At 73.9% G+C, this 14,164-nt stretch carries 13 protein-coding genes; 8 read left to right on the top strand and 5 right to left on the bottom strand.

Annotated features, from left to right (window positions below; all coding sequences use genetic code 11):
• The first annotated feature begins 67 nt into the window (after window positions 1-67).
• The 3 genes from B086_RS0115370 (at window position 68) to B086_RS0115360 (ending at window position 1,439) form a co-directional block, all read left to right on the top strand.
• Complete coding sequence (locus B086_RS0115370; protein WP_018567307.1) at window positions 68-310, top strand: hypothetical protein; 243 nt, start codon at window positions 68-70, stop codon at window positions 308-310.
• Between the two features lie 95 nt (window positions 311-405).
• Window positions 406-972, top strand: a complete 567-nt coding sequence (locus B086_RS0115365) for an aromatic amino acid lyase (RefSeq protein ID WP_018567306.1) — start codon at window positions 406-408, stop codon at window positions 970-972.
• Window positions 969-1,439 (top strand): allene oxide cyclase barrel-like domain-containing protein, encoded by a 471-nt coding sequence (locus B086_RS0115360; RefSeq protein ID WP_018567305.1) that lies wholly within the window; start codon window positions 969-971, stop codon window positions 1,437-1,439. Before B086_RS0115365 ends, B086_RS0115360 begins: the two co-directional genes overlap by 4 nt.
• 26 nt (window positions 1,440-1,465) lie before the next feature.
• On the opposite strand, the gene B086_RS0115355 is transcribed toward B086_RS0115360, so the two are convergent.
• A complete protein-coding gene (locus B086_RS0115355; protein ID WP_026252456.1) occupies window positions 1,466-2,338 on the bottom strand; it encodes a helix-turn-helix transcriptional regulator in 873 nt (290 codons plus the stop codon).
• Window positions 2,339-2,556: 218 nt separating this feature from the next.
• Between B086_RS0115355 and B086_RS0115350 the strand changes: the two genes are divergently transcribed.
• Together B086_RS0115350 and B086_RS0115345 are read left to right on the top strand one after the other, a co-directional pair.
• Window positions 2,557-3,954, top strand: coding sequence for an MFS transporter (locus B086_RS0115350; RefSeq protein WP_018567303.1), 1,398 nt, complete (start codon window positions 2,557-2,559; stop codon window positions 3,952-3,954).
• A gap of 285 nt (window positions 3,955-4,239) precedes the next feature.
• The gene (locus B086_RS0115345; protein ID WP_234029320.1) at window positions 4,240-4,473 is read left to right on the top strand and encodes a TetR/AcrR family transcriptional regulator; all 234 of its coding nucleotides are present in this window, start codon (window positions 4,240-4,242) and stop codon (window positions 4,471-4,473) included.
• A gap of 4 nt (window positions 4,474-4,477) precedes the next feature.
• Here B086_RS0115345 and B086_RS0115340 read toward each other — a convergent pair whose 3' ends face one another.
• Together B086_RS0115340 and B086_RS0115335 are read right to left on the bottom strand one after the other, a co-directional pair.
• Window positions 4,478-5,653: a 4-hydroxybenzoate 3-monooxygenase gene (locus B086_RS0115340; RefSeq protein WP_018567301.1), complete on the bottom strand. Its 1,176-nt coding sequence runs from the start codon at window positions 5,651-5,653 to the stop codon at window positions 4,478-4,480.
• Between the two features lie 218 nt (window positions 5,654-5,871).
• Window positions 5,872-6,687 carry a helix-turn-helix domain-containing protein gene (locus tag B086_RS0115335; RefSeq protein WP_026252455.1) on the bottom strand — a complete coding sequence of 272 codons (816 nt, stop codon included), beginning with the start codon at window positions 6,685-6,687 and terminating at the stop codon, window positions 5,872-5,874.
• A gap of 303 nt (window positions 6,688-6,990) precedes the next feature.
• Between B086_RS0115335 and B086_RS44990 the strand changes: the two genes are divergently transcribed.
• Window positions 6,991-7,404 (top strand): DUF6355 family natural product biosynthesis protein, encoded by a 414-nt coding sequence (locus B086_RS44990; protein ID WP_018567299.1) that lies wholly within the window; start codon window positions 6,991-6,993, stop codon window positions 7,402-7,404.
• Window positions 7,405-7,414: 10 nt separating this feature from the next.
• Here the strand turns inward: B086_RS44990 and B086_RS0115325 are convergent, their stop codons facing one another.
• A complete protein-coding gene (locus B086_RS0115325) occupies window positions 7,415-11,416 on the bottom strand; it encodes a WD40 repeat domain-containing protein (protein ID WP_018567298.1) in 4,002 nt (1,333 codons plus the stop codon).
• A gap of 127 nt (window positions 11,417-11,543) precedes the next feature.
• Here B086_RS0115325 and B086_RS0115320 point away from each other — a divergent pair, with 127 nt between their 5' ends.
• Window positions 11,544-12,041 carry a hypothetical protein gene (locus tag B086_RS0115320; RefSeq protein WP_037873524.1) on the top strand — a complete coding sequence of 166 codons (498 nt, stop codon included), beginning with the start codon at window positions 11,544-11,546 and terminating at the stop codon, window positions 12,039-12,041.
• 167 nt (window positions 12,042-12,208) lie between these two features.
• Here B086_RS0115320 and B086_RS0115315 read toward each other — a convergent pair whose 3' ends face one another.
• A complete protein-coding gene (locus tag B086_RS0115315) occupies window positions 12,209-13,324 on the bottom strand; it encodes an FAD-dependent oxidoreductase (RefSeq protein WP_106436087.1) in 1,116 nt (371 codons plus the stop codon).
• A 152-nt stretch (window positions 13,325-13,476) separates the two neighbouring features.
• Between B086_RS0115315 and B086_RS0115310 the strand changes: the two genes are divergently transcribed.
• Complete coding sequence (locus B086_RS0115310; RefSeq protein ID WP_026252454.1) at window positions 13,477-14,160, top strand: TetR/AcrR family transcriptional regulator; 684 nt, start codon at window positions 13,477-13,479, stop codon at window positions 14,158-14,160.
• The last annotated feature ends 4 nt before the right edge of the window (window positions 14,161-14,164 follow it).

Here is a 14,164-nt window from a genome sequence, read left to right as displayed (position 1 = left end):
GCGCCAAAGGTGTGGCCGACGCCGACGCCGACGCCGACGCCGACGCCGACGAGAAGAGGAGCGAGACATGAAGATCAACTCCAGGAGCGGCCTCGCGTTCATGGAGCGGATACAACGGGAGGTGACCGCTCCCCTCCCGCCCCGCCACCGCACGTCCCCCTTCGACGACGTCTACTGCACATCGAAGCTGACCGAGGTCTGGCACCGCGCGCAGCAGACGTCCGCGTACGCCTCGCTCGGCCCGTTCTCGACGCGGGCGTTCCTGGACCTGCCCGCCACCTCCAAGGAGGACTCAAGGCCCGGCCCCTGACGTACCTGCGGGTACCGGTCGACGCGGCGCTGAAGTACTACCAGACCACGGGCACGACAGGGGTCCCCACGCCGACTCCCCGCACGGCCCGCGGCATGATCGCCAACACCGTCTCCGTCGCCGAGGCATGGCGCACGATGCTGGCCGGCGGCGGTCACCGCGTACTGATCCCGCTGCCGTCGGACATCGTCCCGGTGGCCGAGGCCGGTCTGCACCACGGGTTCAAGGGCATGCAGATCGCGGCCTCGGCGATCACCGCCGAAGCGCTCAAGCAGACGGGCCCGGCGTCGGTGTTCTCGCGCTCCACCGAGTCGCACAACCAGGACATCGTCAGCATGGGCACCATCGCCGCCCGTGACGCGCGCACCGTCAACGGCCTGGTCCGCGAGGTGGCGGCCATCCATCTGCTCGCCCTGGCCCAGGCCGTCGAGCTGCGCGGTGTCGAGCGCGCCGCCCCGGCGCTCCGGGCGGTGCACGCCCTGATCAGGGAGCACAGCGCCTTCGTGTCCCACGACCGCGGGCTGGACCGCGACATCGCGGCGGTGTGCCGCCTGATCGAGACGGGGGACCTGCGGCGTGCCGCGGGGTTCGCCGACGACGGCCCGGTCCGGGACGACCGAAGCACCGCGACGGAGCGGTACGCGACCGAGGAGTTCGCATGACCGAGAAGAAGTTCGTCCTGTCCGGCACCATCGGCACGGTGGTGCTGGCCGTGGGAGCCTCCTTGGCGCTCACGGTCCCGGCGCGGGCCGGGTCCGAACGGATCGTCGACCTGGCCATCGGCAACGACGGAGTCGTGCAGAGCGACGTCGGGGCCCCGGGGCTGAGCGTCGGAGACGAGTTCGTCTACTCCGACACGCTCTTCCGCGACGGCAGGCGGGTCGGTGAGGACGGCAGTTCCTGCCAGGTGGCCAAGCTGGCCGGTGCGCAGATCACCACCAACTGCGTCCTGTCGGTGCGGTTGCCGGAGGGACAGCTCACCGCGCAGTCGCTGTGGGTCAAGGGCACCGACACGGTACGGATGGCCGTCACCGGCGGAACCGGCGCCTACCGGGGGGCCACCGGCGAGCTGACCTGCAACGATATCCAGACGCCGCGGGAGACGTACCACATCGTCCTGGACCGGTGACGGCCGTTCGGCGCCGGTGGTCCGCGTCATCCCCCGGTGCGCTCGGAGCGTGCGGCCGCCCAGGGACTGGCCATGTCCAGCAGCAGCATGGCGTCGTGGTCCGGGGTGCCGGGGGCCGCCTGGTAGGTGACGGGGCGCTGGCCGTCCGTACGGAAGATGGCCATCACCTCGAAGTGCAGGCACATCGAACCGACGTCCGGGTGCTCGAAGTGCTTCTCGCCACCGCTTCGGGCCTGAACGTCGTACCGTTCCCACAGGCGCGCGAACTCCGGGCTCTTCACCACGAGTTCGCCGACGAGCTGGGACAGTTCCGGCATGTCCGGGTCGGCGCCCGCCATCGCCCGCAGGTGCGCGGCGCTGTGGGCCGCCATCTGCTCCCAGTCGCGGTACAGGCGGCGGCCCATGGGATGCAGGAACATGTATCGGGTGATGTTGCGGCGCTCCGCCGGCCAGTCCGTGATGCCGGGAAAGAGCCGCAGACCGGGGCGGTTGGCGGCCAGCAGGCTGTTGACGCGGCTGACGACGTACGCCGGTGCCGGACGCAGCGTCTCCAGCAGGAAGCGGACCCATTCCCGCACGGTGTGCGCCGGGTCGGGGGACGGAGCCGGGGCCTGCCCCGCGGCGAGCGCCACCAGCTCGTGCAGGCGCTGAAGGGCGTCGCCGGACAGCCGCAGTGCCTCACCGAGCGCGGTGACGACGGCGGGCGAGGGCCGTGTCTCGCGGCCGCGCTCCAGTCGTGTGTAGTAGTCGACGCTGACACCCGCCAGCGTGGCCAGCTCCTCGCGGCGCAGCCCGGGAGTGCGGCGGATGCCGGTACCGGCCGGCAGCCCCACGTCCTGCGGACGGATGCGGCCGCGCCGAGCGCGCAGAAAGCGTCCTAATTCCGTGCCTTCGCTCATTCCCCCATTGTCGCAAAGCGTGCCGTGGGAGGGGGGCCGTGTCACGGCCAGGAACACCGCTCCCCCGCACAACGCGGTCTGCCGGGAGCCGCGCCCAGCGGGCACGCTGGAGTCCGGCTCCCCGGTCCTTCCCGCCCTTCGGCCCTTCCTTCCGTCCTTCCGTTCTCGACGCCGGCCTCCTGATCCAGCGGGGACGGCACAGTGAGGAGCAGTCCACGATGAGCGTCACACGATCCGGGGCAGACACCGCACGGACTGAGGGAGCCGGCGCCCGGAGCGGGCCGGGACCGGCCGGATCCGCCACCGCGGCGCTGGCCGCCTCGGTCCTCGGCTTCTTCGTGATCACGCTCGACGTCTCCGGCGTCAACGTGGCGCTCCCCGCGGTGGGAGACGACCTCGGCGGTTCCCTGTCGGGCCTGCAATGGGTCGCCGACAGTTACACGCTGATGTTCGCGGCGCTGATGCTCTCCGCCGGCGCCCTCTCGGACGCGATCGGAGCGCGACGCGCCTACGGGTGGGGGCTCGCCGTCTTCACCCTCGCCTCGCTGGTCTGCGGGGCGGCACCGACTCTCGGCGCGCTGACCGCGGCGCGCGTGGTGCAGGGGAGCGCGGCCGCGGTCATGGTGCCCACCTCGCTGGCACTGATCCGGCAGGCCTTCCCCGACCCGGAGGCGCGGGCGCGCGGCATCGCCCTGTGGACGGTGGGCGGGGCGGTCGCCATCGCGGCGGGTCCCGTCCTGGGCGGGCTGCTCACCACGCAGGGGAGCTGGCGCGCGGTGTTCTTCCTGAACGTGCCCGCCGGAGCGGCCGGTCTGCTGACGCTGCTGCGGGCGGCTCCCTCCCCGCGCCACTCCGCCAGGTTCGATGTGCCGGGGCAGCTGACCGCGGTGCTGACGCTGGTCGCTCTGACCTTCGCCGTGATCGAGGGCGGGCACCACGGGCTCACCCCCATGGTGCTGGCCGCGGTCGGTACGGCGGTGGCCGCGGCGGCGGCGTTCGTGGCCGTCGAGGCCCGGCGGCGGGCTCCCATGCTGCCGCTGGGGATGTTCCGGCAGCGCGGTGTCACCGTGCCGGTCGTCGCGGGATTCGCCTGCAACGCCGCTTTCTACGGCGGGGTGTTCGTGCTGAGTCTGTTCTTCCAGGAGCAGCGGGGGCAGTCGGCGTTCTCGGCCGGCCTGATGTTCGTGCCGATGGCCGTGATCACCGCGAACTTCAACTATCTCTCGCCGCGGGCCGTGACCCGTTACGGCCCGCGGGCGGTCGTCGTCGCGGGGCTGCTGGTCGGCACGGCCGGCTGCTGTGCGCTGGCCGCCGCCGGGGCCGGGACGCCGTGGTGGCTGATCGCGCTGGCGATGGTCCCCCTGGGCATCGGCGGTGCCCTCGCCATGCCGGCGCTGACCTCCCTGATGCTCGAAAGCGTCGCCGCGGAGCGGGCGGGCACGGCCGCGGCACTCCTCAACACCAGCCGCCAGACGGGGGGAGCTCTCAGCATCGCCGTCTTCGGCGCGCTCCTGTCGGGGGACTTCGTGCCAGGCATGCGGGAGAGCCTGTTGATCGCGGCCGCCCTGCTGGTGGCCAACGCGCTGGGCGCCGCCGCGCTGCTGCCGCGCCGGTGAGGGGCGGCGGGCGGGTAGCGGAGGGGCGCGCGCGGGCGGGAACGGCGGATGCCGTTCGCCGAGCCCGGCACGGCCCGACCCGTTCTCGACCGACGCTGTTCTCGTGCGCCTGCGCACCCCGTACACCGCGCCGCGCCGGTGACACAGCCGTGCCCTGGTGCGGCACAGGTGTGCGGCGGGCGGGTGCGGCGGCGAGTGTGCAGCAAGCTGCACCACAGCTTGCTGCACCCGGTGGTGATGGCGGCCGGTCCGTTCCGAAAGGCAAGCTGCTGGTTGTGCGTCCGCGTGACGTCGCCGAAGGGGTGCGACCACACGTCCATCGACGAGATCGCGGAACGGGCCGACGTGGCACGCGGCACCTTCTTCAACTACTTCCAGCGTGACGTCTACCTCGGAGCCCTCTACCGCTGGGCCAACAGGTCCTCGGAGGCGACCGAGTTGCTGGCCGAGGAACTCCAGCAGATCCTCCGGCTCCTCCTCTGCGGCATGTCCGGGGCGAAGGCTGTCAACACCCCCTGACCGTCTACACGTTCACCTCCGGTGCCGGTACCGGCTCCAGCATCGCCTCCAGGTTCTTCCGGGCGATCTGCCTGCGGAACTCCCCCGTGTAGGCGGCGTCGCCGGAGTCGTGCATCAGGTCGGTGAGGGCGACCGCGGCGGCCTGGCGCTCCCAGGTGTGGTGCAGACAGGTGTCGGAGTAGCCGTCCAGCAGGGTGGAGTCCTGCTTCTCCACCTGCCGGACGATCGCGCGGGCGAGCACGTCGGCGTCGTGGACGGCGAGGCTCATGCCCTCCGCGCTCATGGGCGGGATGAGGTGGGCCGCGTCCCCGAGGAGGTGGAGCCGGCCGTGGCTCATGGGGCTGAACACCACGCCGCGCAGCGGGACGACCTGCTTGCTGATGATCCGGCCCCGGGGTTCCACCGGGCCGCCGAAGCGTGCCTCCAGCTCGCTCCAGATGCGCTCGTCCGGCCACTGCCCGACGGTGTCGGTCAGCGGGCACTGGAGGTAGATGCGGCTCCGGTCCGGGCCACGGGTGATCTTCGCGGCGAAGCCGCGGGAGTGCACGGCCAGCACGGACAGGGGATCCGCCGGGACCGCCGCCATCACGCTGAGCCAGGCGTAGCCGAACTCATGGGTGCGGCAGGTGAGGACGTCGTCGGGGAAAGCCGTCCTGCTGACCCCCTGGTAGCCGTCGCCGCCCGCGACGACGTCGCACCTGACGGTCCGCGGCGTGCCGTGGACGTCCCGGTAGCGGACCAGCGGCCGGTCGGTCTCGATGTCGTGCAGCGAGACGTCGGCGGCCTCGAAGCGGAGGTCGCCGCCGTCGCGCAGGAAGATCCTGATGAGGTTGCGGACGAGGATCTGCTGCGGGCAGAACACCCCGCCGGTGCCCTCCTCTTCACCGTGACCGCCGCGCCGCCACTGCCGCAGCTCGCCGTCGATCAGCAGCGGCATGCCCGCGGTGGAGCCGTCGTGGCGGTGGCCCTGGACGGCCTCGCCCACTCCCCACTCGTCCAGCACGCGTACCCCGTAGGCGTCGAGGGAGCCGGCCCGCTGCCGCTGTTCCACGTACTCACGGCTGTTCTTCTCCAGGACGACGCAGTCGATCCCCTTCCTCACGAGGAAGGTGCCGAGCGCGAGTCCGGCGACTCCGCCTCCTACGATCACCACGGTCGTGTCGTTGCCGGTCTGGGTCATGGGTCTTCGAGCTCCTCGCAGGTCGGGGGGTCGCACGCGCCGGAGTGCGGGTGGTCGTGCCACCCGGGCGGCGCGGCGTGCTGATCCCACTGTGGAACCGCCCGCGGTCCCGGCCAACCGGTGACCGGACACGGCGTACCGGAAAGCCGCCAACATGGCGCGCGCCGAGCGTGTGAGGGCTTGTGCCGACTGCGTCCCTGGCTCCGTCGGCGCGGCCGCTACGGCGATGTCAGGCTGTCGCGCAGGTCAGCGCGGTAGCTGCCCGGGGTCTGGCCGACGACGTCGTTGAAGGCGTCGATGAAGCTGGACGGGTTGGACCAGCCGCACGCCATCGCCGTGTCGGTGACCGACATGCCGTCCGTCAGGTGGGCCAGGGCGTGGTGGATGCGCAGGATGGTGCGCCACCGGTGGAAGCTCATCCCGAGCTGGGTGCGGAACAGGCGGCTCAGTGTGCGCTCGCCGGCTCCCGCGACGCGTCCGAGCTCGGCCAGGGTCGCGGGCCGGGCGGGGTCGGCGTGCAGCAGGTCGGTGACGGCGCGCAGCCGGTCGTCGGCCGGTTCGGGCAGGTGCAGGGAGAGTTCGGGGGTGTCGGTCAGTTCGTCGATGACCACGGCGAGCAGCCGTCCGCGGGCGCCGGGACGGTTCTCGGGCCGGTCCTCGGTCAGGGCGAGCACGGCTTCTCTCAGCAGCGGGCTGACTGCGAACACGCTGGGATACGACAGGAGTTCACCGCACAGCTCGACGGGGACGGTGAGCAGGCGCACGTGGGTGCGGCCGTAGAAGCGGTGCGAGTGGACGAAGCCGGGCGGTGTCCAGGTGACCCGGTTGGCCGGGGCGACCCAGGTGCCGCGCTCCGTCGTGGTGGCGAGCGCTCCGGCGGCCGCGTAGACGAGCTGGCCCGTGGTGTGGGAGTGGGCGGCCAGGGAGTGGCCGTGCGGCATCCACCCCGCTCCGCTGAGCTTCCCCTGGAGTTCGGTGGGCAGCGTGGGCGGCGGCAGCGGCGACGGCACCGGCGACTGGCGGCTTTTCGGCATCAGCCGCCATCGTACCGATGACCAGCGGCAGCACGGCAAGCGTTGCCCGGAGGACGGCGGAAAACAACCGCGGCCCGGGACACGGCCGTTGCCCGGCCGTCGGCCGCGAAGCCGGACAACGCGGCGGGTTGATCGGTATCGGGGCGGCACTGTCGGTCAACGCGGCCGCCTGCTCGACTGGTCACGGCCCCCGGGACGCCGGCGGCCCGGCCGTACTCACGGCCGGACCGGGTCCCGGGCCTGCGGTGGCTCGACCGGCCACCGGAGAAAGGCCCGTACCGGATGGAACGAGAGGACACATACGTGCGCATCAGCAGCTCCACCGACACCACTGGCACCGGCGGCACCGCCCGCGCATCGGGCGCCCGGCCGGCCCGGCGTTCCGCGCGGTTGCTCGCACTGCCCGCCGCCGCGCTGGCCGCCGTACTGGCGTGCGCCGTCGCACCGTCCGCCCAGGCGGCCGGACCCGCCGCCGGGTCCACCGCGCGGCTGTCGGGATGCGGTTGGAACAACCCCGGCACCGAGCACCCGTTCTACGAGCACTGCGACACCCGTACGAACGTGTGGATCCAGGTGACCCGCATGTGGCCCAGCGGCGACTACCACCGCTGTGTGGGCCCCGGCAAGACGGTGCTGGACTCGAACGCCACGGGCGCCTGGTACGACAGCAACTACCAGGGCGGCCTGTGCGCGCACCCGGGTGACACCGGGCCCTGAGCCCCGGCGTTCAGCGCGTCGCGGGCCCGGCCGGGCACGGTGAGCGGGGCGTGAGGCCCGGCAGGTAGCGGTGCCAGTCGGCGGCCGTGAGGTCGTCCGGGTCGGTGGTCCGGCACACCCGGCGGGCCACCCGGTCCGGGTCGGTGTCCCACAGCAGCGCCGTCCAGTCCTCGCTTCCCGTGGCCAGGGTGCGCCCGTCCGGGCTCACGGCGAGCGCGTCGACCGGCTTGGCGTGCCCGCGCAGCCCGGCCCACTCGGCGGGGCGGCCGGGGTCGCGCACGTCCCACTGCCGTACGGCGTCGTCGGAGGCCGAGTAGAGGAAGCGGCCCCCGGGGGTGAAGGCGAGCGCCTTGACCGCGCCCGGGAAGTCCCCGCGGGTGGCCAGGAGTTGGGGCCGGGCGGCGGACCGGGCGGTGTCCCACAGGCACAGTCGGCGGTCGTCGCCCCCGGAGGCCAGCGTGCGCCCGTCCGGACTGTAGGCGAGCGCCTTGACCGCGTCGTGGTGGCAACGCAGTACGGCCAGCGGGCGGGGCCGGTCCGGGCGGCCGACGTCCCACAGGCGTACGGTCCGGTCCCGGCCGCCGGTGGCGAGCGTACGGCCGTCCGGGCTGAAGGCGACCGCCTCCAGTTCGTCCCGGTGAGCGGTCCGCACCGCGATCTGCCGGGGCCTGGCGGGGGTGCGGATGTCCCAGATCCGCAGGGTGCGGTCGCCGCCCGCGGTGGCGAGGTGGCGCCCGTCCGGGGCGAACGCCACGGCGTTGACCGCGTCCGGACCGGCGACGACACGCGCGAGCCGCCGCGGGGGACGGGGGCCGCCCACGTCCCACAGCCGCAGGGTGTGGTCGAGACTGCCGGAGGCCAGCAGACGGCCGTGCGGTGCGAAGGCGACCGAGTTGACCGCGGCGTCATGGCCGCCGAGGACGGCCTCGGAGCGTTCGTGCCGTCCGGTGACGCGCCAGAGGCGGACGGTGCGGTCGTAGCTGCCGGTGGCGAGGGTGCGGCCGTCCGGGCTGAACGCCACGGCGTACACGGAGCTGGAGTGCCCGGCCAGCGCGGGGCCCGGCAGGTCCCACAGGCGGGTGGTGCGGTCGTTGCCGCCGGTGGCGAGCGTACGGCCGTCGCGGCTGAAGGCGATCGAGGTGACGTAGCCGGTGTGGCCGCTGAGCGGGCGCTGTACGGGGGTGCCCGCTCCGGCGGGCGTGCCCTGCGCGGCGGGGGTGCCCGGTCCGGTGGAGGGCTGCGGGTCGACGGGTCCGGCGACGTCCCAGAGCCGGACCGTGGGGTCGACGCCCGCACCGGCCAGGGTGCGGCCGTCCGGGCTGAAGGTCAGGGCGAGGATCCGGTCCGTGGGGCCGGTCAGCTCCGCCGTGGTCCGTGGCCTGCGGCCGGACAGGTCACGGATCCGCACCGTGCGGTCGGCCTCCGCCGTGGCCAGGCGGTCGCCGTGCGGGGCGAAGGCGAGGCTGTCGGCGGCGGGCAGCCGCCGTACCGGGCGGTCGGGGTGCGTCCAGGCCCGGTCGAGGTGCCATACGGCGGTGCCGCCCGGACCGGTGGCGGCCACGGAGCGGCCGTCGGCGCCGACGGCGACCGACTGGAGGTAGCCGCGGCGCTGGTCGCCGAGGGTGGCCCGGGGGGCGATGCGGTCCGTGCCCGAGCCCGAGCCCGCGGCCGTTCCCGTCTCCGCCCCCGTGGCCGTGTGCGTACTCGTGCGTGTGTCCGTACTCGCGCGTGTGTCCGTGCTCGTGACCGTGTTCGGGAACAGGGAGACGGCGCCCCCGGGTCCGGCCACGGCGAGGTGGCGGCTGTCCGGGCTGAAGGCCACCGCGACGGGGCCGTCGAAGCCCGCCGGGCTGCGCGGCGTCAGCACGGCACGCCGGGTGAGCTGTCCCCCTGGCCCGACCAGCCAGAGGGTCGCCTCGCCCCGGGCGTCCGCCGAGGCCAGCAGGGCGCCGTCCGGACTGAACGCGAGCGAGCGCAGGGCCGTCCGGCCCCGTGCGACGGCCACGGGGCGGGGGCGCGGCCCGGAGGTGTCCCAGACGCGCAGCACGCCGTCCGCGTCGCCCGTCGCCAGCGTGTCCGCCTGCGTGGGCCGGGGGCCGAACGCGACCGCCTCGACCCGTACGTCTCCCTTCAACTGCCGTGCGTACGGGGAGGCGTACATGCTCAGGAGGGCTCCGCGCGCGGCGGCGGTGGGCCGTGTCCGGTACCCGGCGAGCGCCATGCGGAGTGCCTGGGCCGGGTCGGTCCGGCGCAACTGACCGGCCTGCTGCGCCATCTGCTGCGAGCGGGCCTGGTCGCGCTCGCGGGTGGCCTCCTGCCGGGAGCCGACCGCGATCCCGGTGGCGGCCAGGGCCCCGGCCAGCAGGGCGGTCACCAGGGCGAGCAGGCCGCGCAGCCGCCGCCGTTCGCGCAGGGCGGCGGCGCGCTCGCGGCTCCGGGCGCGCAGGCTCGCCGCGAGGAAGTCCCGCTCGTCGCCGCTGAGCGCACGGGAGTCCCGCGCCGCCGCCCAGGCGTGGGCCCGGTCCAGCCGTACGCCGCGGTACAGGGCGCCGGTGTCGCGGCCGACCGCCGCCCACTGGCGGGCGGCCCCGGTCAGTTCGCGGTGCACGCGCAGTCCCTCGCGGTCCTCGGCGAGCCAGTCGCGCAGCCGGGGCCAGCGGCGGATCAGGGTCTCGTGCGCGATCTCCACGGTGTCGTGATCCAGGACCAGCAGCCGGGCGCGGGCGAAGTGTTCGAGGACCGGGGCCGGGTCGCCACCGCACAGCTTCAACTCGCTCCGTTCCACCCGGCGTTTGACGTCCTCGGCACCGTCGCCGGAGGCGGTCAGGCGCAGCAGTACGTCGCGGGCGATGCGCTGCCGTGCCGGGTCGAGCGCGTCGTACGCCTGCTCGGCGGTGCGGGCGAGGGCCTCCTCCATGCCGCCGGTGGCCTCGAAGCCGGCCAGGGTCAGGGCGTTGCCGCGGCGCCGCCGCCAGGTCTCGCGCAGGGCGTGGGAGAGGAGGGGGAGCACCGCCGACCGCCCCTGGGCGCGGACCACCAGCTCGGCCAGGAGCGCCGATTCGACGGTCAGACCGGCCCGTGCGGCGGGCCCGCAGATGACCTGCCGCAGTTCCTCCGTGGTGAGGGCGCCGACTGGCACCTGGTCCTCGCGCATCACGTCGGCCAGCGCGGGGTGGTCGGTGCAGTGGGCGTAGAAGTCGGCGCGCAGGCTCACCACGATCCGGCACCGGCTGCCGGGCGTGTGCGCCGCCGCCAGCAGGGCCGCGATGAAGCGGGAGGCTTCCTCGGGTTCCTCGCACAGGGTGAAGGTCTCCTCGAACTGGTCCACCACCAGGAGGAGTTCGGCCGACGCGGGCCGGTCGCCCAGCAGCCGCAGGGCGGCGCGGCCCACCGGGTCGTCGTCCCCGGCACCGGCGTCCCTCCGGTGTGCCGCCCGCTGTGCGCGCAGTGCCTTCAGGCAGGCTGCCAGCGGGTGGGGTCCCGGTGTCAGTGTCACCACCTGCCCCTCGGGATGCTCCGCCCGCCAGGCCGGGACGAACCCGGCGTGCAGCAGCGACGACTTGCCCGCTCCGGAGGCGCCCACCACGGCGGTGAACCGGCGGCGGCCCACCCGTTCCGTCAGGTGCCCGATCTGCCGCCGACGGCCGAAGAACCACGGCGCGTCCTCGGTGCGGAAGGCGACGAGCCCGGCGTACGGCGCCTGTTGGCGGTCGCCCGGCGCCTCTTCTTCGGCGGAGTCCTCGCCGCACAGTTCGGCCGCCGTGGCGCGCCAGCGCTCCTCCCACGGCCCGGGTTCGGCACCGCAGGCGCGGACGAAGGCCAGCAGCACGGGCAGGCTGGGCAGTTGACGGCCGGCCGCGGCGGCCGACAGCGTCGAGGAGGAGAACCCGGCCAGCCGGGCCAGTTCCCGGTACGTCGGCCGGCCCGCCTCGGTCCGTAACTCCCGCAGCGCCCCGGCCAGTCGCACCAGCGGACCGCCGTCGTCGTCCAGCGGTCGTTCCCTGCGTGGCATCGCGTCGCTCCCGTTGCTCCCGTCGTCTCCGGCCGTGTCGGCGCCGGTACCGCAGCGTGGCACGCGGGGGCACCGGTGGGGACGTTCGTCGACGAGATCTTCACCTGCCCTGCGGCAGAATGCCGGTGTGACGTCCGCGGGAATCCTGGCCGACCTGGAAGCAGCCATGGCGCAGCTGTGCACTCCGGCACGGGTGTACGTGGCGGCCGGACGCTTCGCCGAGCCGGAACCGGGTCTGCCGCAGCTGGCGGCCCGGATCCGCGCGCAGTTGGCCGTGGTCGCGGCGGACGAGTCCTGGCGGCGCTTCCTGCGCGGGTACGTCCCGCCGTCCGTCGCCGAGATCCGCGCGGCCCTGGAACCACTGGCGGCGGGCGAGGCGGCCGACTTCCTGGCCCGGGTCGCGGCCGTGGACCTGCTCTGGCCGGACCACCGGCATCTGCCCGCGGAGACCGCCGGGCGCACGGCGCGGCGGGTGGTGTCCCTCCTCGGCCCCGGAACCGACTGGTGGACCAACCACGACGCGTCGTGCGGCGCGGTCAACGGACTCACCCCGCTGTTCGACAGCCTCCTCGCGGCGACGGACGGGAGGCACTTCGTGCTGGCCCTGCAAATCGCCGACGACTGAGCGTCCCGGGGCGCGCGGGGGCGGGGCCCGGACGGGCGGGGCGCGGGCGGCCCCGCCCCGGCGGTCCCAGGAGGAGAAGAAGTCCCAGGAGGAGAAGAAGAAGAGGGGAAAGAAGAGGAGGAAAAAGGAGAAGGAGAAGGAGGAGGTCCGAGCGTGCTCAGCCGTCCTCAACCGGGCCGGAAGAACGCCAGCAGCCGCTGGGCGGCGTCCGGTGACATCAGCAGTTCCTGCATCTCGGCGGACATCCGGGCGGCCGCGCCGGTGCGTTCGAACATCTCGTCCTCGTACTCCCTGACGGCGGCGGGGAAGTCGTCCGGGTGCGCGGCCAGCGCGAGGGCGAGCAGGGCGCCGTCGAGCAGGGCCATGTTGGCGCCCTCCCCCACCGGCGGCATCAGGTGCGCGGCATCGCCGAGCAGGGTGATGTCCGGGGCCGGCGGCCAGGTCAGGCCGGTCGGGAGGGTGGTGAGCGACCGGGGTACGACCTCGTCGTCGCAGGCCGCGACGAGCGCGGTGAACCGCGGGTCCCAGCCGCTGAGCAGTTCGGTCAGCCGGGCCCGCGCGGCAGCCGGGTCGTCGAAGGGGATGCCGCTGGTGGCGAACCAGTCCTCGGGGGTGCGGTAGAAGCTGAGGCCGATCCGGACGCGGCCGTCGCCGTTGCGCTGCGCCGCCAGGGACATGCCGTGGCCGAGCACCCAGTAGTTGCCGCGCCCGACCATCGCCGCGAGGTCGGGGTGCGTACGGTCGATGTCGGGGATGCCCAGCTCGACGACGTTCTGGCCGATGTGGTGCGGCCGGGCGTCGGTGAGCAGCGCGCGGACCCGGGAGTTCGCGCCGTCCGCGCCGACCAGCAGGCCGTACGGCGCGCTGGTGCCGTCGGCGAGGTGCAGCAGGCCGTCGGCGGCGGAGGTGAACGCCTGCCCCCAGCGCACCGTGTGCTCGGGGAGGGAGTCCAGCAGCAGGCGGCGCAGGTCGGCGCGGTCGACCTCGGGTCGTGCGAGCGGGGCGTCGTCGGGTGTGTCCTCCTGGAACAGCAGGGTGCCGTCCGGTTCGAGCAGCCGCATGTCCTGGCCCGCGCCGCGGGCGATCTCGTGGAACCGGTCGATGAGACCGGCCTCGCGCAGCGCCCGCTGGCCGGAGTGGATGTCGAGCATGCCGCCCTGGCCCCGGGCGTCGCGGGACGGCTCGCGTTCGTACACGACGGATTCCATGCCGTGCACGTGCAGCACACGGGCGAGAGCCAGGCCGCCGAGACCGGCTCCGACGATGGCAATGGGTAGGGACATGGGCGTGGACATGGGCGTGATCGCCTCCCCCTCCGAACACTCCGGATACTTCGAGCACTGCAAGTGCTGCAAGCACTGCAAGCACTACGGCCGCTTGATACGCCGTACTGCTCGATACACTGTATCGCTCGATGCGATGTATGGTGAGCCGTATGTTGGTGTGGGAGAGGCCGGAGCCGCCGCATCGCCCGGTACCGGCGCCGTTGAGCCGGGAGCGGATCGTGCGGGCGGCGATCCGGCTGGCCGACGCGGACGACCTGGACGCGGTGTCGCTGCGCAAGGTCGCCACCGCGCTGGACGTCCGTCCGATGCGGCTGTACGGCTATATCGCGAGCAAGGAGGAGCTGCTCGACCTCATGGTCGACGCCGTCCACGCCGAGATCCGGCCGGCCGGGGACGGCTGGCGGGAGGTGCTGCGCTCGCTCGCCGAGTCCATCCGGCACGCCGCCCACACCCACGAGTGGCTCGCCGATCTCCTGGACGGCCGCCCCCAGCTCGGGCCGCACGCGCTGGCCACCGGGGAGACCGTGGTGGCCGCGCTGGACGACGTCGGCGTGGACGACGTCATGCCGGTGGTCGCCGCCGTCAAGGCGTACGCGGTCGGCGCGGTACGCCGGGAGGTCGCCGAGCGGCGGGCCGAGCGCGCCACCGGAATGGACGAGAGGCGGTGGCAGGAGGCACTCGGCCCCTATCTTCGGCGGACTTTCGCCACCGGCCGGTTCCCCGCGCTGGCCACGGTGGTGCACGACGCCGCCCACCTGGACGCCGACCAGACCTTCCGGATCGGTCTCGACGTCGTGCTCGACGGCATCGAGGCCCGTATCTCCCGGCGCTGAAGCC

The sequence above is a fragment of the Streptomyces sp. PsTaAH-124 genome (genome assembly GCF_000373685.1).
GTDB classification, from domain to species: Bacteria; Actinomycetota; Actinomycetes; order Streptomycetales; family Streptomycetaceae; genus Streptomyces; species Streptomyces andamanensis.
This window is presented reverse-complemented; position numbering and strand designations above follow the sequence as displayed.

Bases quoted from the DNA above. Each gene is read 5' to 3' on its own strand.
- B086_RS0115370 (WP_018567307.1), top strand. From the start codon at position 68: ATGAAGATCAACTCCAGGAGCGGCCTCGCGTTCATGGAGCGGATACAA.
- B086_RS0115325 (WP_018567298.1), bottom strand. From the start codon at position 11,416: ATGCCACGCAGGGAACGACCGCTGGACGACGACGGCGGTCCGCTGGTG.
- B086_RS0115365 (WP_018567306.1), top strand. From the start codon at position 406: ATGATCGCCAACACCGTCTCCGTCGCCGAGGCATGGCGCACGATGCTG.
- B086_RS0115350 (WP_018567303.1), top strand. From the start codon at position 2,557: ATGAGCGTCACACGATCCGGGGCAGACACCGCACGGACTGAGGGAGCC.
- B086_RS0115335 (WP_026252455.1), bottom strand. From the start codon at position 6,687: ATGCCGAAAAGCCGCCAGTCGCCGGTGCCGTCGCCGCTGCCGCCGCCC.
- B086_RS0115315 (WP_106436087.1), bottom strand. From the start codon at position 13,324: ATGTCCCTACCCATTGCCATCGTCGGAGCCGGTCTCGGCGGCCTGGCT.
- B086_RS0115360 (WP_018567305.1), top strand. From the start codon at position 969: ATGACCGAGAAGAAGTTCGTCCTGTCCGGCACCATCGGCACGGTGGTG.
- B086_RS0115310 (WP_026252454.1), top strand. From the start codon at position 13,477: ATGTTGGTGTGGGAGAGGCCGGAGCCGCCGCATCGCCCGGTACCGGCG.
- B086_RS0115355 (WP_026252456.1), bottom strand. From the start codon at position 2,338: ATGAGCGAAGGCACGGAATTAGGACGCTTTCTGCGCGCTCGGCGCGGC.
- B086_RS0115340 (WP_018567301.1), bottom strand. From the start codon at position 5,653: ATGACCCAGACCGGCAACGACACGACCGTGGTGATCGTAGGAGGCGGA.